This window comes from Sphingobacterium sp. JUb20 (assembly GCF_004342035.1).
GTDB classification, from domain to species: Bacteria; Bacteroidota; Bacteroidia; order Sphingobacteriales; family Sphingobacteriaceae; genus Sphingobacterium; species Sphingobacterium anhuiense.
The window spans coordinates 355,984-377,902 of the sequence record NZ_SLYV01000005.1 but is presented as its reverse complement, the minus strand read 5'-3'; the positions used below and the strand labels follow the sequence as shown (position 1 = coordinate 377,902).

Genomic DNA, 21,919 nt, shown 5'->3' with positions numbered 1-21,919 from the left:
CAGCATACTTTTGGTAGACATTGCCTGAAGCCTTCCCGAACAGCGCGCGAATAGGTGGCGAAGCTTCGGCTTTGTTTTCCTAATGCAACATTTGTATAAATATATCTTATTTTTGCTTCAAAAATCTGATGTTAGGTTGTAAATTAAAAAAGAATGAATGATAAATTATACCAGGATTCAAATTTGGTGCAATTCTATGATTATGATAATCCATGGTCAGAGAGTTATGATGTGATTAGTAATTTCGTAAAAATAGATGATAGCGTTTTAGATATTGGCTGCGGCACAGGTACATTAGCAAGCGAGCTTATCCGTAAGTGTAAAGAAATATACGCTTTGGATATATCTGTAGAGATGTTAACGATAGCGAAGGAAAAAACATCAAATATCAATTGGATTCATGCTAATGCTTCAGAATTTTCGTTTGATAAAAAGTTTGATTTCATTTTTTTGTCGGGTCATAGTTTCCAAACACTTTTAACTGAAAATGACCGTTTAAAACTCTTGAGAAATATCGAGAATCACTTAAAAGATAATGGAACTTTCATTTTTGATAGTCGAAATCCATTAGTACAAGAATGGACTACATGGGGAGAAAAAGACTCGATTCGATATTTTAAGCATCCTAATTACGGAATCATAAAAGCATGGAATGATTGGGAAGCGAATGATGAAATTATAACATACCAAACTTTTTATGAGATTTTGCACACTGATAAAAAGTGGGTTGCTTCTTCTCAAATATCTTTCCCTGAGAAAGAAGAAATCTATTCATTACTTGATCAAGCAGGATTAACTGTCAAACATTTGTATGGGGACTGGCAATTAAATCCATATACTAATAAAAGTGAAGAAATGATCTTTTTAGGTGGCAAAAGAATAAATCAATCTTAAATGATTTTAAAGATTTATTGTCAGTAACCTGTTTTGATAGTGCACATAACGAAATTAAAAAAAATGGATAAAAACCGTCCTTCGCTCATCAAGAGAATATCAAAAATATTATTGAAATCAATCATCGGAATTGTAGTGATAATCGCTATTTTACTCTTTGCGACATTTGTGATTCATCAAATCAATTTAAGCAGCGAAGCCGATAAAATTGAAGATTATGGTCAAAAAATAAAAATTTTTGACGGTACAATAAATACGACAATAGATGGACAAGGTGCAGACACGATTGTATTACTCACCGGATTTGGAACGGCAAGCCCAAGATTGGATTTTGAACCATTAATCAGAGAATTAGACAAAAAATATACAGTGATCACGATTGAACCTTTTGGTTATGGATTGAGCAGTGAAACAAATCGTGAACGCAATTTGAATAATATGGCGGAAGAAATCCACGAAGTGGTGAAGCAATTAAATCTAAATCGTTTTATACTAATGGGGCATTCCATTGCTGGGCTTTACAGCTTAGCATATATCAATAAATATCCAGGTAAAGCAACCGCTTTTGTAGGTATTGATACGAGCGTGCCAACACAACCTTGGCCGGGTTATAATTCGGCACCTTTGGATTTTTTAGCTAAAGCAGGTGTAATGCGTGCATTTTTTAAGTTTTTCGGTGACGAAAAACCTAAAGACGAATCAGAAGCACACCGTTTTGAACAAAAGCACATGATTACGATGAAAGTGACCGGAAACAGTACTTTGGGCAGAGAAGCTACATCATTGAGTAATAGTTTTAATGATGCACAAAAACTAGCTTTCCCGAAAGATTTGCCGGTTTTATTATTTGCAGACGAAAACTCGGCTGTCAAAGGCTGGACAGAACTGCACCAAGAGCAAGCCAACAGCGTGGATAAGGGCAAACTAATCTTATTGCCCGGTTCTCATTATCTACATCACACTCAATCGAAACGAATTGCAGCAGAGCTTGAGTCGTTTTTAGGAAAACAAAATAATTGAGCAAAATATAACTGCAATTTGTTGCGGCCAACTGAAAGAAGCGTTCAAATACTTCGGAATTCATAATCCCTGGCAAAGTCTTTAACGTAGACATATTTTTAAGCATAAAGAATACTTTATCCAGTTCGGCTTCACCCTCAGCTTCTCTTTGAAATTGGTAAATAGATCACCTTCATCTTTGAGGATGACCTCATGTTGACCTAAAACGCAAAGTTGGTCGATAAGCTCTTTCTCTAAAAGTTATTCTGGTCGGCTGGTTAAGTTGATTCGTAATTAACATATTTCAACTAAATAACGATAAGCAGTTGTTTATAATTAGAAAGTCTTGCTCTAAACGCTCATTAACCAATGCTTATTGATGGAATTACTTCTATAATCTTTACATTCATTATTACAGAGATGAACAAGGACAGTTAGTCGACTATTATAAATATTTCATCAACACTTCGTTCTGTTTCACTGGATACTAACATAAAAAGCCACATGTCATGACGTGGTCCTTAATAAACATATGCATTCAAAATTAACGCACTTATACGAAAATAGCCGGTGATCTCCATCACCGGCTATTTTATTTATTCTTATGTCCACCTATTTTTTGGCGTAATCTTTCTCAAATTTATCTGAAGCGACATTGACACCATTTGCCATATCTTCAAATGCCTTATTAATATTGTCCAGTAATCCTTGTTCTACCACCGGATCTTGGGTAGTACTCTTTCTAATATTAATCAGTTTTGGGTAATCTTCTGAAACAATTTTACCATAACCTTTCAACCCTTTTAGAATGGCTTGCTGCAACTGGTCATCACCGTTGAAATCGCCAATTTTTTCAACCTTTTTAATGTCTTCTTTTACAGCTTGGTCCCATTTTAGGGCTACTTTTTCTGCTTCATCATATTTTTTTGACTGCATTGCGCTGTTCATTTCGCTAATATGTACCTCTTCACTGTTGATAATCGTCATCAGTTCATTGTTATAGGCAACTGCATCTTTCTTTTGGCCACAACTTAAAAGTGTGCAGAACATAATTAAAGCAGCACTTCCTGAAATCACTTTTTTCATCTCTTTTTATTTTTTGTGTTGATAATTTGTTAAAACCTCTTCTGAAGGATAAACAAATTTAAAGGATGAAAAAATTTCAGCAAATCCCTGAATGTAGTGGTTTTTTGGCCCTTAGTCACGAAGAATACCATATTCAAGTGCAAGTTTGATGACAGATGCTATGCTTTTCACCTCAAATTTTTCGATGAGATTCTTTCTATGACTTTCAACTGTATGATGACTGATAAATAAAGTTTCGGCGATTTGAACGGTAGTTGATCCCTTGATTGCTTCCATTAATATTTCCTTCTCTCTGCGCGTGAGCTTAGGTACATTTTGAAGACCAATATTGTCTTTCTTACTCATTTTTAACTTAGTCTTCGCGCACAAAAAAAGTTCTCCCTGACACACGCTCCGAATACCCGCTATAATCTCCGGTCCTAAAGCATTCTTTTGGATATATCCGTCCGCACCCTGTGTGATCATACTATTAATAACAGCGTATTCATTATGAACACTGATAGCAACAATCTTCATGTGTGGGCACCGTTTCTTAAATAAGGCGACTAACTCTATACTATTCGTATCAGGAAGATTAATATCAAGCAATAATATATCAGGATTAATCCGTTTAATCCGTTCGAGTGTTGATTTACCATCTGTAAAGCAATCCAAAATTTTAAAATCGGGTTCTGCCTCTAGAATATTTTTTAAACCTTCCAGCATCATCGGATGATCATCAGTAATTACTATATTAACCATAATAAGGATTATTATTTATCGGAAACTCTATTTCTATACTTGTACCTTTTCCGGTACGGGAATAAATATGCATCTTCCCGCTTAAAAATTCGAGGCGAGACTGTACATTGTGTATTCCGGTTGATTTTTTTCCATCTGCAAGATGCGGATCAAAGCCCTTTCCATTATCTTCCACAGTGATCAGGATATGATCATTGTGTTGCGACAGTTGCACTATAATCTGTGAAGCCTGAGCATGTTTCACCGCATTATTTACCAGCTCCTGGATTATTCTGTAGACGACTATTTGTTTATCTTTTGAAAGGTCGGCTTCCAACTTTACAAATTGGCTGGAAATCTCAAGCTCATCGTTACTCATGCGTTCAGCATATTCTTTAAGAGCTTCCTCTAAGCCATATTTATCCAATAGTTCAGGCATAAGGTTATGTGCAATGCGGCGCAACTCGACTACAGCAACATCGAGCTGATCTAAAGATTTACCCAGTGTATTTCTACTGGAATCATTCTCATTCAATAGCGTAAGACCGGATAAAGTGATTTTTGTCCCGGACAAAATACCGCCTAATCCATCATGAAGATCTCTGGCTATACGTGAACGTTCGGTTTCCTGCCCCCCCAACATGGAGACCAAAACCTGTAGGCTTTCTTTCTGTTTTAATGTTTTGAGATGCTGGCGATAAGCATAATAGATCAACATGGCAGCTATGATAAATGTCAGGATAAGGAAAAAATAGACTGAATTTATTTTTGATTTGTATGCAAGTTCTTTTTGAGAAGTTTTAAGTTGTGCTGCCCGTTGCTGTATCTCAACACGTGAAAGTTTAAGTTCTTTACCTCTGTTATCTGCCTCTAGCTGGATAACTTCTATCTGCTGACGCTGAATTTCTTCATTTAATTTTAAGTTTTCCAAATCCTGCAGCTGCGCCTTATTATGCGCATGCATCAACGAGATTTGTTGTTTTCTCTTTTCGGCTTCAAATCGCAGTCTTATCAACTGTTGTTGCTGTCTCTCTTTTTCAAACTGCGCTTCTAATCTGCGCCCCTGTTCCATTTTATTTGCATTGAAAACTTCTTCGTAGAGCTTGACATATTGTTTATAGTAATGATAGGCTTCATGATACTGACCTTCTGTCTCATATACCTCTGCGAGCTTTTGATATAAGCTAAGGGCAATCGTATTTTCTATTACAGTATCTTTCATGAGCGCGGCTAATGAAGCAAGGAGGTATTTTTTTGCGGTTTCTGTATCACCTTCTTTCATGCTATATTCTGCCATTATTCCATAAGCCGAAGCTACCTGGGCATATTGTTCTGTTTTTTGTCCAACTTCTAGTCCCTGTTGCGCATACTGGAGCGATTTTGTTTTATAGGACGCCGGATAATACTGTAAATACAGATTGGCCAGGTTAATTGCTGCAAAAGATAAGTCAGAGGGCACAGCCATTGTTGAGCTGTTCTTTTCATAGAATTTAATAGCTTGGAGGTAATAACTTTCAGACTGGTTACGAAGATGCTCATTTTCGGGCTGATTGATGTAGTGCTCCTGATAATTATATCCCATAGACATGTAAGCGTCAAAAATATCCATGGGTCTATTTCTTAATTTAGCGACTTCCAGAGTAAGTTTAGCGTATTTTTCCTGTAAGTCATATGTTTTCCAGTTTGAATAGATCGATGATAGCTCCTTATAAATTGCAGTTTTTCTAGATATAACGATATCTGTCTGAGGGGCTTGATCGTAAAACACTAAAGCGTTCTGGAAGCATCGGATCGCCTGTTGCTCCTGATTATTCCTCGCATGCATCCAACCCTCACAATACGACACATATCCTTTAATGCTCAGCTCTTTGGTTTTTTTTGCAAATATTTTAGCCTGCGCGAGATATCTGTTAGCGGATGTATTATCTTCTAGTATCTTGCTGTTCATTGCGGCAATACCACACAGCTGTGCGGCGTATTGTCCATCAAGCTTTTTAGATGCTCTAGCTATATTTTTTTGCAGCAACACCATCGCTTCCTTTTGCTGACCATTAAAAAAAAGTGCATGCGCATATTTGCCCGCCAACAATAGCTGTTGCTCACTGCCTTCAGCGACCTGATGATATTCACTTGCAGCGGTTTCAACAGCACTCTGAGCACTAATCTTCCCGAAGAAAAACATCACTAAAATTAATACTAAATACTTCTTCACTGTACAGATTTTCATGTTTGCTTTTGAAAGCAAGATTTAGGACAGGAACAACATCTTTTTATAATCATATTTTCTTTAACAATTTATAATTAAACCAAAATATAAAAAGACCGTTGAAATGCTCGTAAAAAGACAAAATAGTTAAACAATAATAAGATATTCCATTCGATTTGCTATTATTTTTACAGCATCTTGTACTTATTGATGTTCGGAGCGGCGAGAAAAATGCTGATATAGCTTCTGGCCCTTAAAATAAAATTAACAAAGGAAGGTAATCACAGCTTGATTTTCTGCTACCGCTAATTGCAAAAATTCTTTCAATTTTCGGAATTCCTGAATCAGATAATTTAGCGCTTCAGGATCTTCCCAAAATTCAGGATAAACACCTTCCTCATTCATTTTTTCGGCATCAAATCGATCTGATAAAGAGGATTCAGAGATGTCATTCACAGCTTCTAATAATTCTTCAGTCTGGGGTGACGTAAGGTATTTCGCAGGGCCATATCCCATATCCTGTTCCACGTCAAGTATATTGGGACCAAATATTAGCCATTGCAAAGGTGGGGGCACTATTTTGTAATTATTTAAGGGTTCACCTGTAACAACGTAAAACAAGCCATCCCAGCTTTTACCGATGTCTAATAGGTTTGTTTTTTCAGAATTAGAAGTAGAAAAAAGGTCATCTTCCAATAGCTGACTGTTATCAAGATAACGCAGTAAAGTACTTTGGTCTATCCGTAGATATTGTTGTATTATTCCCATCCAATAAAATTAACTAATTTTAATTTTATTCTAAAGCAAAGAGTTTTGATATTTCAACTTTACTTTGACTTTGACTAAAACTTAGTTAATAAAAAGATTGACAACCTGATCTTATCAACCTGTTTTAAAAAAAAAATGCATCGATGAAAAGTAGTGATATATTTTATCAATATGTTGTATCTTTCTAAAAAAAATATGAAGAAAACCAAACTACTTATTCTTAGCCTTTTTATTGCCAATTTCAGTTATGCGCAAACCTCACTAATGGATAGCTTAATTCAAAAAAACTATTCCACTTTTAAAAAAAATAATAGCAACGCATTCGAAGGAAAAGGATGGACTACCCTTCAGGGTGAAATCAGCAAAAACAATTCTGTATTATTGGGCGAATACCATTTCACCAGTGAAATCCCTTACTTCACAAATGCGATTGTAAATAGTATTAAGTTCGACAACTATTTTATGGAAATTGATCCCTATACAATCAATACCATATCAACAAAAATTAAATCCTTATCCCCTGCTGAACTGGACAAATTCCGCAATGAAAACGGTTCTGCTTTATCTTTTTTACAAGGTGAGGCTGAGTTTGATTTGTATAAAAACATACTTCAGCAGAACATCAAGATATATGGAGCTGAACAAATTAGTTTATTTTCAGACCAGTTACTCTTTTCTGAACTGAGTAAAAAATCCAAAAATAATAAAGCAATAGAAATTTATAAGCAGATGATCGCTAATTCGGCTGCCTATGACACAAAACACAACACCACATTCTATTTGTTCTCTGATGATTGTCAGGCTAAATTGGACGCACTGAGCGCTCTAAATTTATCAGCAAACGAAAAAGAGCAACTTGAAGCACTCCAATTAAGCAAAGAACTTTATTTAAATCGAATTCATCCTTTAAGAATTCAATACTTGAAACACTTGATTCTTGAAAAACTCCCTGAATGGAAAGACAAAAAGAATCTATTCAAATATGGTGCTAATCACATGCCTAAAGGAGAGAGTTTAATGGAAGTATTTGATATTGGAAACCTAGTGTCTAATATTGAAGAGGCAAATTACCGCAACTCATTGCATATTATGATTATCGGAAAGGGTGAAGGTGAAACATTGGCTGATTTAGACGAATATAAACCTTTCTTAACCGTTGTGAAAGATGACAATTGGTATACCTATGATTTAAGACCTCTGAAACAAGCTATTTCTAAAAAGAAGCTTAAAGTGGAGGATTTAACGCTGGAAAGAATTATAAAAGGTTATGACTATCTGGTTTTCATTCCAGAACTAACTAAGACCCCAAAAACAGGTAAACAAAATCATTAAATAAGCTCAAAAGAAAACTTACGCCACTAGAGTAATTAAAAATTACTTGGTAAATAACTACTTCAATTAATTTTCTTACATTAGAGTAATTTAACCAATTAACCGATGAAGTACTTACTCTTAGTGGTCAGTTTATGTGTACAAGTGGCTGTGGCACAAAAGAAGCCAACCGTTCATTATATCGTAAAAAAAAACAGCAATTACAACCGAAATGCTGATGAAAAAACCTATTATATAGCATTAATAAAACTAAAGAAGGTAGCCAGCCAAGGTGATCTTATGGAATTGCGCGTAACTGGTTTTGAAAGTAAAAATGGAGACCGTATATTTTCTACTGAAGACCTGAACAAAGGGGAAAATTTCTTGGCTTCGACAGCCGCGATCTCCGACATCTATGGTTTGACAAAACCTTTGCAATTTACAGTCAATAAGGGAGTAATAAGCATAGATACGCTGAAATGGAAGGATGAGATAAGACAGCAACTTACTGCATGGGAAATTAAAGATGATATTGCTGAAAATGCCTTAACCAATACATTTTCAGAATACGGTAACCTGCTGCAATCTCTCTATTTTGCGGCATTATCATCTTCGGATGAAAATGCATTGAAGAAATCTGATATCACAAAAAATGGCCTAGTATACCATATGGTAAAACAGAATAAGTCTGAAATTGCCGTCAACTATTCGCAAAGCGACAGCTCTTCAACAACGGAAGGAAGTACCAGCTTTGATCCTAAAACCCACCTTGTACGAGATGAAAATCGAATAGCTAACTATTCATTTTTAGATGCGAATGGCAAAAAGATAAACGGCCACTCTTCCAGTTCAATAGAACGTGCGAGCAAATATACTGCAGCTGCGATTGAAAATGATTATTATGATATGCTCGTAAAAGGTAGCTATTGGAGCAATGCAATAAATACAAATGATAAAACAGATAGTATTAAATTACAACGGTATATAGAGCTATACGAAGCGAAATATGCAGGAAATCGTGATTACGTTAAAAATAAACTGGGACATCTGCAAAGCTTTCGAGATAAGCAGTATTATGATGCTTTATCATCCATATCTCCAAAGTTGCTGGCCGGGACGTACCATCTGAGCAACAAAGTTTCATTCGATAATATCTCAGACAATGACTTTAAGGAAATCATACCACTCCTGAATGATAAGCAACTATTCGAATATCTACAACAAACGCTAAGTCAATACATCATGTCTCTAAACAGTTCAGCTCTGCAAAAGCTCGATCTTATTGCCAATCAATTTAGCGAGAGAGAGCGAGTGGCGGCTAGACCAATGTACTTATGGGCAAAGGCAATGCAGACTCAGAATATAGATAGCCTTAAGCAAATCCAAAATGAAGTGCTCGATATGGATAATGATTACTGGAATCAAGGAAATGCCAGTCGGTATGCACTTTTGATTCAGAAGATCCTTTCTGAACATGGTAGATATGATGCACAGACGATGCAAATAATAATCGATAAAATTACAGCTCTGTATGAAGACGAGGCAAATAAGAAACGTTTCCTACAAAAAGCTCATTTAGCTTATGCATATTATCTGGCGTATGAAAAGACACCAGTAGACCAAGAAGATCACGCGCTCCTGTTTTTGGAAAAAGCGGCCTATTATTCTCCAAAAAATTCGGCTGAAAAGGAATATGGAACTTTTTATGACCGCGTCTTTTTGAAATCAAAAGAAAACTACAGTGACGATTATATGGTGTTATTAAGTAAGAGGGGTAAAAAGGATGTGGCTCTTCAAAACTATATACAAGAGTTTTTGAATAATCCGGCGAGTAGTTTTAAAAGCTTATCATCTTTTTATCGAGAAAATTATGCTGAGAGCAGTTTCAATGATTTTTTCAAGAAAGAGATTATTTCAAAACTTGCAGATGCACCATCCTTTTTGCTAAAAGATATGCAGGATAAAGAATTTTCATCCGCGCAATTGGCTGGAAAATGGACCGTCGTCGATTTTTGGGGTACCTGGTGTGGCCCTTGTGTTGCTGAAATGCCAAAACTCAACAAGTATTACCTGGAACTAAAGCAGGATAAAATGAGCAAAATTAATTTTATGAGCATTGCCTGTAGCGATACAAAAGAAAAAGTGCAACGCTTTTTAACGAACAATAATTATGAAATACCGGTACTGATGTCCGATTCTAAAGTAGAACAAAATTATAAAGTCCGTGGATATCCAAGCAAATACATCCTTACACCAGAAGGGAAACTGATTCCTACAGAATTTGGATTCGACTGGGAAAGTTTAGTCTTGGAATTAAGTAAGCTATAAACAGATGAAATAGTCTTATAGTTGTCATATTTAAAATGGCTATATACTTTAACACCCCTATTTCTTATTGTTGCTTTCAATTCTAACGGACAAGTTAAAACTAAGTGTAACTACGTGGTGTTTTTACCAATAGATCTTGGTTTATAAACTAATTAATATTAGTAGTAATGGTATCAAAACACGCAATATAAAATGAGAATCCCAACAATTCACGGAATAATTGAAAGACGAATATTAGTAAACTATGTTGCTGAGCCGGAGTTTGTCGAGAAAATTTTACCAAAACCTTTTCGGCCAAAGCTTTATAAAGGAAAAGCAATAGTTGGCATTTGCCTGATAAGGCTTAAAAACATCAAACCAAAAGGACTTCCGAATTTCATCGGCGTAAATTCTGAAAACGGAGCTCATAGAATTGCTGTTGAATGGGATGAAAATGGTAAAACTAAAGAAGGTGTTTATATTCCAAGGCGTGATACATCTTTAAAACTAAACGCACTTGTTGGAGGAAAAATATTTCCAGGAAAGCATTATTTAGCAAACTTTAATGTGAAAGAGCAAAACAATCATTTTCACATTGACTTTGTGAGTTCTGATCATACAATAATTGAGATTGACGCAAAATTGAACCATAAGCTAAACGATAACTCCATATTTGAAACTATAGAAAATGTTTCAGCATTTTTTGAGAACGGATCTGTTGGCTACTCCCCTAATGGAAAAAATTTTGACGGTCTAAAACTTGAAACGTATAATTGGGAAGTTAAACCGCTTGAAGTAGCAAATGTAAAATCAAGTTTTTTCGAAAATAAAGACATCTTTCCAACGGGTTCAATACAATTTGACAACGCTTTATTGATGGAAAACATTGAACACGAATGGAAATCATTGAAAACTATCAACCAATGTTGCTAACACTTATTAAGAGATTAAAAATATTCTTGATTTACAAGCTTTTAAAAAGCGTGATACTTTGATCAAATTTTGTTTATATTAAATCAATCTCGAATAGATAATAATGAATAACCCCATTCATAGATATACTTAACACTTACGTGATCTTATCTTCTACAATTACTTGATATATCAAATAAATAATTATATTTGTTTGATATATCAAGTAAATATGAAATTCGAAACTCCAACTAACACCGTATTATACTCCATTGAAGAAACTATAAAAGCTTATCGTAGATTATGTCAACAGAATATATCTAGTATAGTTCCAACAATTACTGTGGACCAAGCTTTGATTCTAATTATCATTGACAGAGAGGATAAAAGTCAATCTGAAATTGCCGATTTAGTTTTTAAGGATTATGCATCAATGACCCGAATAATTAAGTTGATGATAAACAAAAACTATCTAACAAAGACTATTGACGATGCTGACAAACGAAAATCGGAGTTAAAAATCACACCTAGTGGTAAAGAAATCATTAAAAAACTAAATCCTGTTATAAAGAAAAATAGAGAGATTGCGTTAAACTCATTGTCAGAACAAGAATTAAAACAATTATTTGAAATATTAAACAAAATTACCCAAAACTGTAAAACATCTATGAAATGAAAAAATGTATCCAACTATTAGTTGTCACCATTATATTTTCTTGTACAAATAATAAAACCGTTTTTTCGCAAAACACTAAAGCAAGGGAGATTGTTAGCTATCTGGATTCTTTAGGCGGTTTTAGCGGTGCTGTTTTAATAGCGAAAGATGATCATGTTTTAGTGCAGAAATCTTATGGATTCGCGCATTTGGGGCACAAAGTCAAAAATAATACGGACACAAAGTTTTCTTATGCTTCCATAGGGAAATCATTCACAGCAGTTGCTATATTCCAATTAATCCAAGCAGGAAAATTATCCTTAGATGATCCTATTGGAAAATTTCTCCCAAATTATCCAAATAAGGTCGCAAGAGATTCTATCACAATTAGATTATTACTCATACACAGAAGTGGGCTGGCTGATTATTTTTATTCTGATAAGTTTTTGAATACTTCTAAAGTAAAATTTAGAACAATAGAAAGCCTTAGCGATTTATATGAAAATGAACCGTTGGAATTTAAGCCGAATGAGCAATTCTCTTACAGGAATACAAACTATATTGTGCTCGGTAGAATTATAGAAACTGTGAGTAAAATGCCTTATGAAGATTATATTAAAAAGCATATTTTCGCTAAAGCAAACATGCAAAATACGGGCAATTTTGATATTGACCATATTATAGAAAATGAAGCAGAAAACTATACACTCTCGGATGTTTATCCAAACCAATTACAAAAAACATTTTTTATGAGTGCTGTCAAGGGTAGTTCTGCGGGAGGAGGCTATACCACCATAAATGATCTGTATAAATTTGCATTGGCATTTAAAAATAATAAGCTCTTAAATGCTAAGTATACAGATTTTATGAAAAAGGAACCTGAAAATGGTTGGTATGGATACGGAATGCAGTTTGCAGGAGCAAAAGGATCTGGAATATACGGCCACAGTGGCGGACATTTTGGTGTTGGTGCTGAATGGCGGATATTTGACAAACAAAATTATACTGTAATTCTACTTACGAATAAAGACCTGGATCAAGGATTTTTAGATGCTCGTTTTTTTATTGAAAAAACAATTGCAGGTTCAACACCAAAGCTCGATATTTATTTTTATACAAAAAAAGTGATCAACACTTGTTTGGATAAGGGTCTTGATAAAGCTGCAATTCTTATAAAAGAATCAAAATTAGAACTATCTGAAGCCGACCTGAATGCCAAAGGGTACGAGATGATTAAAAGAGGTTTATATAAAAAAGCAATAGACGTATTCACACTCGAAATTTTATCTTTTCCGAAATCGTATGAAGCTTACGATTCTTTAGGAGAAGCTTATATGATAGACGGTAATCTTAAAAAAGCTATTGAAAATTATAAAAAAAGTTTAGCATTAAACACGGAAAACACGAATGCAAAGGAAAAGTTAAAAGAATTGATAAAGTAAAATACAACGTAATACTCCAACTTCTGCAAGCTGTAAAATTAACAGCAGTTAATTACTTTATCATAAATAATTCTTCTTGATGAAATGATAGAGCCCTTCGGGGCTCTATATAAATAAAGCCGAAACATTTACGCAACCAATTGATTTCTTTCTGTAAGTATCTCTAAAAAATATTTTACTTCATGAGCTGAAATTAGAGGAAGAACTTTGCGCTAAGTTAAGCCTCCTACATTTCTTTGCAATATCCCTGATTCGAGGGGTAATCTAGGTGAGCCATTCTCTGTAATTTTGTAGAAAACATCTCTGATTTTCCTATCCAAACTTAAGTAGATGATAAAAAATACTTTCATTACGATTGTGTTAACAGCAAGACCTGCAGCTGCACAAAGTAACGCAAAAAGAAAGTGAAAATCAGAAAGAATACTATTTTTAGACAAATAGCACTATGATATGAATAGATTTAATGACATTGATCCCACGATCATCCAAAAGGGAATCGCTTTCGCTAAACAAAAAATAGAAGCTGATTACAGCGACAAATTTGTTTATGCACTTCCAGATTGGGCGATGCTAACTGGCAATCCAGAACCGATTGCTATAGTTCCGGTTCACGGAAATGAAGGCATTTTGGTTACTAAGCAACGTGTGGATTTTGAAGTAGATTTTAGTGACGAACGCTCAATCGTTTTCTACACAAACTATCTGAACAGTCAAATGAACACGCACTTACCCCTTTTGGGTTATGTATTGTTTTACAAGAATGTATTAATGGTACAAAAAGATCCAAGTTATGCGTTAGCATTAAGTGACTTCGAGTCGGCCGAAATCATCCGTTATAACAGTAATAATATAAGCACAGATTTTTCTTTTATTACCTTTAACAAAGATTTGGAATTAGTGGTTTATACTGCAGATTTGCAAAATTAATCCTGCCATGAAAGGCATACTTTTCAGGAAAGTTATCAGGCAACACAAAAACTGTCAAAATTAAATGCTAACATGAAACTGGAAATGGTACTTTGAAAGTGCATACATGTGGCTTCAATCGGCTATATTTTAAAACGGATTATCATTTTTTAATCTATCACCTTTCGGGTAATATTTTCTTTCTTACGAAAGTTATTAAGACAGGTAAATCAATTTGTTTTTGCACAAAATAAAGCGTCCGTTATATAACGGACGCTTTATTTAAATTTATTGACGGATAAAACGGGCGACTAAACCACCCCCCGATATAAAATCGTATTTAATGTTACTTTTAGATGTCACCACTGATGTTTTGATTATGATTTTCTTGGCATCATCTGTATTATCCTGAATGAGTTCCATTTTGTATTTGCCTTTGGGCAAAAAGTCAAGTGAAAAAGTTTCTGATCTGACTCCCTCACCATGTAGCACGCTGAGGTACCAGAGATCATCTTTTCTTCTTGCAAATGCCGCTAATTCTCCAATAGTACTCTGCGGCAAAACAATTGTTTTGTCCCACTCCACAGGAACACTTTCAATAAAACTCCGCGCTGGAGAAGATTGCAGATCTTCAATATCTGCTGCAAACATCAAAAATGGTGAAGTCATGATATACATGGAAACCAGCTGATGCGTATAGCTCGTTCCTCCTGGCCAAAAGGCTCTAAAATTGAGCAGGGTATAATCTGCAGGCCCTGCTAACCAACGTGTAAAAGGAATAACGGTATTGTGATATGGCCACGGTGGTCCTGGAGCCCATGAATTTTCTCCGCCAACGGTTTCTAAACCCCTTACTGCTTCTTTTGCTAGAAGATTGGGATAGGTTCTCGAATCTCCAGTCGGTTTATTCACGCCGTGGAAAATGACCATCAGTTTTTCTTTTGCTGCATCTTTCAAGATGTCTTCCATTAGGTTAACGGTGTATTCATTTTCCGTGTGGAAAAAATCAATCTTTAGGCCTTTGACCCCTATTTCTGCACATTTCCTCATAAATGCACGACGTTCTGAGGGTAAATTTAGGCCGATGTCACTACCATTGCCATAACGCGGTGCTACGGGTCTCCACACCCAGATATCTATTCCTTTTGCTGTAGCATAGTCTGTGACTTCCTGCAACAGCTGCCATTTGTTTTTAGTGCTTCCTTTCTCTGATCCCCATTTTTCCCATCCATCGTCTATAACCAGCGATTTAATATTCAAAGCAGGGGAATCGTCAATATATTTTTTATGAGTCTCCACACTTAGCCGTTCCTCTCCCCCTTCCCGTAACCAGGTGAAAATGGAACGGCTTGGATGGATCCACTCGGTCTCCATGCCTTTAGGAAAAAGCTTTGGATCTGGTTTATCGGCAACATTGCTGACCATATCATTATTAACTAGGCCGTTCAGATCCGAACTGATGGTCAGCACACGCCATGGAGATACGATTTCATTCGAATCGGTATTTGGTTTTGCGATCCAGGGAAGTCCGGTCACTTTCTCATGCCAGTATTGACTGGACGGTAGTCCGATCTTAGCTCCAGTAACCACATGTCCTTTGTTTTCCACAAAACCAAACTTGACTTGATTGGCTTTTGTTCCGAACAGGACAGCCCCATGAAAATTGAACAGATTACTCTCTGTAATGGAGGCATAAACGCCATTGGGTAATAAGAAAGTAGGTGGCGGTGCCAATAGCTCACCTTCGATCTTTGCTAGATCACGGTGCTGATACTGTTGCAACCAATCATACTGAAAGGGTCCGCTGGAATACCATACTTTGGTACCCTGTGGAAATTGGAAGGTTGTTTTGTCATCATAGATAGCACGGGATTCTTTTGCTTCAAGGCGGTATCTGATCGCTATACCGTTTGGGTAAACGCGGGTATCTAAATAGAAAACCTGACCGGTTGGATTATGCTTCAGCTCGAAAGTCTTACCGATATAATGATCGCGATTGAATTCGTGATTGCCACGACTCTTATAAGTTTCGTCATGTTGCGTATCTTTAACATTTAATATGGTAACATCGCTCGCTATGTTTTGGTTATCTACCACCATACCTAAGGGAGAAGCCAAAATAGCTGGCTGACCTTTGTATTCAACAGCATAACGAATATCATCTTTTAAGATCTCTACATTTAGTCTGAGTACTCCTGCTGCAATTTCTTTTTCATCTAAAATCGATTGTGGTGAGCTTAATGTGTAATTTTGTGCATGTAAACAGCCGTATAGAAATGTACTGCTGAAAAGCAGGCCTACGGCCTTAATGGTTGTATTGGTCATATGTACGATTTTGTTTTTTTTCGGAGTTACATAAATTTTGGTCTTCATCCATATACCTTCAGATTCCTTTTATAGCTGACCTTATATCGCGTATCCATCAGAAAATAAGCACTCGAGTTCTCCACTTTCATTTTAACACTCCGAATCCAGAGCTGAAAGAAAAAACCCTTTCAGAATTTTTCATAAATTGAGAGTAATCGTTGACTCCCCCACTTACTTTCAACAATGAAACCAACTCCTGATCTTTGTATTTTTTTATCAAACATAATTTCAGATTCCACATCGAAAACAGTTAACTGCGTAATGCATTCTTCCTTAATAAAGGATAAAGATTTATAAATCAGATTATATACCCATAAGATGTACATACGGATATCTAATTGGTAACTATACAGTATTTAAGCAATATTGTAGTACAATAATATTGTAAATCTATATAATATTATAAGTCAATATTGCTACATGTACATGCTATATTACCATAAAGAACCTTTAAATTATAAACCATCAAATAGGTATCATTATTATGATAGAGTTGAGATAGAAAAAATCTTTATTACTGCTTTTATATTCACTGACCACTATGGCACATACCCAAGATATATGTTCATTTAGCTTCCGCTTTTTACTGAAATGAGTTTGTTTGCCTAATACAATATCTGTGATACATATATGGTATTCTTTTAAAAATCTGGCATTAGGATGTGAATGAAGTCTATAGAAAAATTGGAATATTCACTTTTGATAGTCCAAATTCCTTCGTTTAAGAATGGACTTCAGGAGAAGAAAAAGAGTCGGGTCAACTTTTAATTATAATCGCTTAAATATAAGCACTAGGGCTATCTGAACTAAAAATAGAGACTGAAATTTGGAGAGTGAAAAACGAAAGTCCAACCGAGACAAGGCCCCTTTTTACTCTTCTAACCTTTTAGTAAGATACTCCAGGTTTTCGGTTATCATTTCAATATCCCAATCCCACCATTGCAAGTCTAAAAGCTCTTGTACTTTCTTTTGTGAGAATCTCATTTTAATGAGTTTTGCAGGATTTCCCCCCTAAAATCGAATAGGGCTCCACATCACGTGTGACGGTAGAATTTGCAGCTATAATAGCACCATCACCTATTTTTATACCGGGTAAAACTGTTATATAATTAATAAAGATCTTTATCAGAAAATTTAATATCTTGTATTTTGGGTAAAGGTCTTATTAAAACTCTTTTTTTTCGAACCGCCAGCGGTTTAGTAGATCCTAACTTTTCATCAGATTCGGTTCTAATACCTGTAATCAAGTCAAATTTAGTTTCTGTGAATATCGTATTTTCATCAATATAACCTTTGGTAGCACTGTATATAAGCTTATCGACATAAATCAATTCAAAATTCCCTTTCTTATATTTGAAGTGGTAGGTAATATTTCCACCTTTAATTTCGCTCCACATTTTTAATATTCCATTTTCTATAAAGAAACTAGGAATTTGATAGCCATTAAACTTGCCGTGGTTTTCGGTGGGATACTGAGGTTCGATAATTTTATCTGAGGATGCCGTCAAAGCTAGCTTTCCGTTAGGTTGAGATAAGAAAATTTGCAATCTTAACGGCCTGGTTTCATCTATAGTATCCATTTTTACAGTTACTCTATCGATTTTACCATCGTGATTTAAGTCCCCCTTTTCTTCTCTTACCTCGTAAGTATACTTGTTTTTATTTTTAATACTTTGGGAGAATACATGCGTCGGGACTGAAATTAAAATGAAAATAAAAGAGCGGTAAAAATATTTATTGATGTTATTCATTTTATTTGGTTAATGAAGTGATAAGTATCGCAACTTGTATGATTACCTATTTTATTTATTTTTTTATATGCCTGACGTCGTTTGTGCGTATTAATCAAAACTGAAATTTCCCTGATTATGCTAAAAGGGCATTGTTACAACTCTAGCTTTATAGATCCCCTTTTCTATCTTAAACAATACAACATACCCTCCCGCTCCATCACCATTGAGAGTAGTGATGTATAAAGTATCATTTAGATTGTCATAGTAACATCCTGCAAACTCATTATTTACATTAAATAAGTTCTCAATTTCCTTTTTTGGGATCTGGATATTTCTTCCTTTTATCGTAGCTGTTATGGATGTATAATGGCTTGCAGGAACTGTACCATCTGTGCCCCAGACCTGTTGCCCTTTGAATTTGTCTTCAACGATATAATCCTCATATTTTGTCGATGAAAAGTATCTTTTATTTTTTTTGTAATCAAATTTTTCTGACTTAATTTCCAGAGAAACATCTTTCGATATAAATTTTGCAATGCTATCATTAAAGGATTTAATTGGGATCTTTTCATAGGATTCGATTAGTTTAATCCTAGATTGGTGTACATATCCAGTAATATTCTCATTTTGACGATCGGTATAGTCAACAATAACCCAATCTCGCAGTTTTTCATCGGGAAATGCATACACAATCTCCTCTGTATTGATTTTTGAAACGATGTCGCTCGTAATTGTCGCTTGCTTCCTCACATTTACATAGCCATCTTTATCAATAATTTTTGCAAATTGTGCGTAGGTAAAATGGCTTAATGTAAGCAAAAGTAATGTAAGTAGATATTTTTGATTCATTTGAAATAAAGTTATTAATTATAATATCTTAACCTGGCTTCGAAAAAGAATTTGATTTTTTGCAAAATCGTATATTTTCCCAAACCAGATCAAGTGTCTCGTGTGTATACAAGATCTTTAAAATGCTAAGTTGCTCAATTGATTATTTCAGAGGCATAACTTTGTCCTATAAAATTAATATAATTAAACTAGTTTTTGACAAGAGGATTATATGTTATCACTTATTAAATAACCTTATGCTTACTTGCTCAATTTAGAAAATAGCATTTCGAATATCTCATTTTGATTATTATCAAAAACCTTAACCCTTACGTTAGAACCTAGTTTGAAAATATTCCAATTTCAAAAGTATTGCTCGAGAGAAATATTTAAAATCAATATAAGTCGTAATTATAAAAAGTTCCATGATCAATATTAGTTAAACAATATGAATTAAAAAATTGGAAAAACTATTATCTTAGACAGATAATCCAATATGTGTTTAAATGAAAACTCTGCTTTTATCTGCTTTTTTATTTTAAGTAGCCATTGCTCAAAAAAACAAAATTGTGAATATTGAATTTACAGTTTTTGAGATCAACAATAAGCAGGGCAATGATAAACCGTATTGGATCGATGTTATGGACGCTATTTTAAATTGGTCATTAAAAATTTAGAAAACATCCATGCAGAATCTTTATAAAAAAAATACATTTCAATACAAATCATGTTAATGTTGGCTTTGCACAGTCCTTTTACTGACCAATTGGATGAAATCTCTACTAAAGCATTTAATTTTGCTACAGGTAAATTAAAACAGTGCTACTTGCCCCTTCTTCAAATCAGTAAGAACAATAATATATTACCAAACAAAATACCCTTATGTCCCAAACAAACCCAGTGATCTACTTTGAAATTCCAGTCCATGATCTAAATCGTGCGGAGAAATTTTACACTGCAGTATTCAATTTTAAATTCGAAAAAGAAATCATCGATGGTTATGAAATGTCCCTTTTTCCTTTTGAGGAAGCTAGTGGTGGTATTTCTGGAGCACTGGCCAAAGGTGATGCCTATACACCTACCAAACAGGGTGTTATTATTTATTTTAAGACGCAAGATATGGATGCAGCACTTGAAAAAGTTATTTCGGAAGGTGGAAAAATATTATATCCAAAAACTATAAATGATTTACTTGGTTTTATTGTTGCTGAGTTTGAAGATAGCGAGGGGAATAGAATTGCTTTACACCAAACGATCAACTAAAAAAAGGAGCCATATTACAGTTTGGCTCCCTTTCTATTTATTGTTTAGCTCTTACAGCTGTTCTATCTGTTGATCAACTAAATACAGCAAAGAGGCAATAGCCGCTACTCCTGATTGCAGTTCTCGTTTATCGACGGCTTCAAAGACATCTTTTGCCGTATGGTGCAGATCAAAATAACGATGCGGATCTGGTCTAAAGTTGAACATTACGGTATTTGGAAAATGCTGTCCCCAGACTCCTGAATCTACTCCCGGACTTCCCTGTAAAAAACGTGATACCCAGAATTTCTGTTCAAATAAAGGCTTCCAATGTTGTTGCATCCACACAACACTTTCGGCAGATGCTTTAATGTCAAAACCCCTAGGTGCAAACCCACCAGCATCACTTTCTATTGCGGCAACAATCTGTTCCCGCTTATTTTTAGCGACCTGTCCATAGGTTGATGCACCATGCACTCCATTTTCCTCGTTCATATAAAATACTAAACGGATGGTGTGCTTAGGCTTATATCCTAATGCCATCAAAGTACGTATCGCATCTAAAGTCCCCATAGTACCGGTTCCATTATCGTGTGCCCCTTCTCCTACATCCCAAGAATCAATATGTCCACCGATCGTGATAATCTTATCAGGAAATTCTGCACCTTTCCATTCTGCAATAACGTTGTGTGTCTGCACCATTCCTTTCCAAGCGGAATGCTGTTCCAGATAAACTTTTGTGTGAGGATTGGTTTTTAATGCTTCACTCAACTTAATGGCTGAAGTCGCAGATATTGCCATAGCAGGAATACTATCGATTCCTTTGACATAACCCGTTCCTCCTGTATGGGGATAGTCATCAGTTGTGGATGATGATAAAGATCGAAATAAGTAAGCTACTGCTCCTAATTTAGCAGCCTCAGCTGGACCGCGGCTTCGTTGACTTGAGTTGAGTCCATATGCAACACCAGTTTCTACGATAGACTCGTCCCATGGTTTATTGACGAAAACAATTTTTCCACGTACCTGGTCACCAAATTTCTTCAGATCACTTAACAATTGGACTTCAATAACCTCGGCTGTTATCCCTTTGGATGGAGTGGCTACTGAACCTCCTAACGCGAGGATATTTAGAGACTCCTTTGAACCTACTATGTAGGCTTTTTCTTTTGGACCGCGATCCCAATAAGGGAGTTTTACATCCTGTAGGTATACCTTGTCGAAATCAAGTTTTTCCATCAGGCTTTTGGACCAGACTACAGCTTTATCAGCCGCAGGTGATCCGGCAATACGATGGCCGATCTGTTTTGTGAGGTAGTGCAAATTGTCGTAAGCTTGTCCTTGATAGAAAGATTCATGATAGATTTTATCTAACATCATGGAATCCTGCTGTGCAAAAACTGCAGTGGTAAAGGTGGAAATAGAAAGTAAGGTTAGTAATGCTGTTCGTTTCATTCGTTTATTTTGTATTCAATGGAATAAACATAGTTATTTTTTTTAGGATACGGGTATTTCTTTTCCTTTGGCGTTCAATTTTATAGAT

The 21,919-nt window shown here is 35.3% G+C and carries 17 protein-coding genes and 1 pseudogene; 9 read left to right on the top strand and 9 right to left on the bottom strand.

The genetic code is table 11. The annotated features are described in order from the left end of the window. Window positions 1–153 precede the first annotated feature (153 nt). Window positions 154–894, top strand: coding sequence for a class I SAM-dependent methyltransferase (locus EDF66_RS10945; RefSeq protein WP_132842594.1), 741 nt, complete (start codon window positions 154–156; stop codon window positions 892–894). Window positions 895–957: 63 nt separating this feature from the next. Further along, complete coding sequence (locus EDF66_RS10940; protein ID WP_132842592.1) at window positions 958–1,914, top strand: alpha/beta fold hydrolase; 957 nt, start codon at window positions 958–960, stop codon at window positions 1,912–1,914. Between the two features lie 591 nt (window positions 1,915–2,505). Here EDF66_RS10940 and EDF66_RS10935 read toward each other — a convergent pair. The 4 genes from EDF66_RS10935 to EDF66_RS10920 form a co-directional block, all read right to left on the bottom strand. Continuing rightward, window positions 2,506–2,979, bottom strand: coding sequence for a hypothetical protein (locus tag EDF66_RS10935; protein ID WP_132842591.1), 474 nt, complete (start codon window positions 2,977–2,979; stop codon window positions 2,506–2,508). Window positions 2,980–3,090: 111 nt separating this feature from the next. Then, a complete protein-coding gene (locus EDF66_RS10930) occupies window positions 3,091–3,720 on the bottom strand; it encodes a response regulator (RefSeq protein ID WP_132773625.1) in 630 nt (209 codons plus the stop codon). Further along, the gene (locus tag EDF66_RS10925) at window positions 3,713–5,926 is read right to left on the bottom strand and encodes a sensor histidine kinase (RefSeq protein ID WP_132842589.1); all 2,214 of its coding nucleotides are present in this window, start codon (window positions 5,924–5,926) and stop codon (window positions 3,713–3,715) included. The genes EDF66_RS10930 and EDF66_RS10925 overlap by 8 nt, the downstream gene beginning before the upstream one ends. A gap of 243 nt (window positions 5,927–6,169) precedes the next feature. Then, window positions 6,170–6,673: a YfbM family protein gene (locus EDF66_RS10920; protein WP_132773622.1), complete on the bottom strand. Its 504-nt coding sequence runs from the start codon at window positions 6,671–6,673 to the stop codon at window positions 6,170–6,172. A gap of 195 nt (window positions 6,674–6,868) precedes the next feature. Between EDF66_RS10920 and EDF66_RS10915 the strand changes: the two genes are divergently transcribed. The 6 genes from EDF66_RS10915 (at window position 6,869) to EDF66_RS10890 (ending at window position 14,227) form a co-directional block, all read left to right on the top strand. Next, window positions 6,869–8,005: a hypothetical protein gene (locus tag EDF66_RS10915; RefSeq protein ID WP_132842587.1), complete on the top strand. Its 1,137-nt coding sequence runs from the start codon at window positions 6,869–6,871 to the stop codon at window positions 8,003–8,005. Window positions 8,006–8,110: 105 nt separating this feature from the next. After that, window positions 8,111–10,312, top strand: a complete 2,202-nt coding sequence (locus tag EDF66_RS10910) for a TlpA family protein disulfide reductase (protein WP_132842585.1) — start codon at window positions 8,111–8,113, stop codon at window positions 10,310–10,312. Window positions 10,313–10,504: 192 nt separating this feature from the next. After that, window positions 10,505–11,224 (top strand): DUF2071 domain-containing protein, encoded by a 720-nt coding sequence (locus EDF66_RS10905; RefSeq protein WP_021187782.1) that lies wholly within the window; start codon window positions 10,505–10,507, stop codon window positions 11,222–11,224. A gap of 211 nt (window positions 11,225–11,435) precedes the next feature. Then, the gene (locus EDF66_RS10900; RefSeq protein WP_132842583.1) at window positions 11,436–11,879 is read left to right on the top strand and encodes a MarR family winged helix-turn-helix transcriptional regulator; all 444 of its coding nucleotides are present in this window, start codon (window positions 11,436–11,438) and stop codon (window positions 11,877–11,879) included. Beyond that, complete coding sequence (locus EDF66_RS10895) at window positions 11,876–13,300, top strand: serine hydrolase (RefSeq protein ID WP_132842581.1); 1,425 nt, start codon at window positions 11,876–11,878, stop codon at window positions 13,298–13,300. Before EDF66_RS10900 ends, EDF66_RS10895 begins: the two co-directional genes overlap by 4 nt. A 450-nt stretch (window positions 13,301–13,750) precedes the next feature. After that, window positions 13,751–14,227, top strand: a complete 477-nt coding sequence (locus EDF66_RS10890) for a hypothetical protein (RefSeq protein ID WP_132842580.1) — start codon at window positions 13,751–13,753, stop codon at window positions 14,225–14,227. Window positions 14,228–14,494: 267 nt separating this feature from the next. On the opposite strand, the gene EDF66_RS10885 is transcribed toward EDF66_RS10890, so the two are convergent. The 4 genes and pseudogenes from EDF66_RS10885 to EDF66_RS10870 form a co-directional block, all read right to left on the bottom strand. After that, window positions 14,495–16,579 carry a glycoside hydrolase family 97 protein gene (locus tag EDF66_RS10885; protein ID WP_207898595.1) on the bottom strand — a complete coding sequence of 695 codons (2,085 nt, stop codon included), beginning with the start codon at window positions 16,577–16,579 and terminating at the stop codon, window positions 14,495–14,497. Window positions 16,580–17,443: 864 nt separating this feature from the next. Further along, window positions 17,444–17,678 (bottom strand): annotated as a pseudogene (locus EDF66_RS10880) (acetyltransferase); the annotation flags it as partial. A 4-nt stretch (window positions 17,679–17,682) separates the two neighbouring features. Further along, the gene (locus EDF66_RS10875) at window positions 17,683–18,324 is read right to left on the bottom strand and encodes a hypothetical protein (RefSeq protein WP_132842578.1); all 642 of its coding nucleotides are present in this window, start codon (window positions 18,322–18,324) and stop codon (window positions 17,683–17,685) included. A 120-nt stretch (window positions 18,325–18,444) separates the two neighbouring features. Then, a complete protein-coding gene (locus EDF66_RS10870; protein ID WP_132842576.1) occupies window positions 18,445–19,155 on the bottom strand; it encodes a hypothetical protein in 711 nt (236 codons plus the stop codon). An 861-nt stretch (window positions 19,156–20,016) separates the two neighbouring features. Here EDF66_RS10870 and EDF66_RS10865 point away from each other — a divergent pair. Beyond that, window positions 20,017–20,397 carry a VOC family protein gene (locus EDF66_RS10865; protein WP_132842574.1) on the top strand — a complete coding sequence of 127 codons (381 nt, stop codon included), beginning with the start codon at window positions 20,017–20,019 and terminating at the stop codon, window positions 20,395–20,397. A gap of 51 nt (window positions 20,398–20,448) precedes the next feature. Here the strand turns inward: EDF66_RS10865 and EDF66_RS10860 are convergent, their stop codons facing one another. Next, on the bottom strand, window positions 20,449–21,831 hold the full coding sequence (locus EDF66_RS10860) for a M20/M25/M40 family metallo-hydrolase (protein ID WP_132842573.1): 1,383 nt from the start codon (window positions 21,829–21,831) through the stop codon (window positions 20,449–20,451). Between the last annotated feature and the right edge of the window lie 88 nt (window positions 21,832–21,919).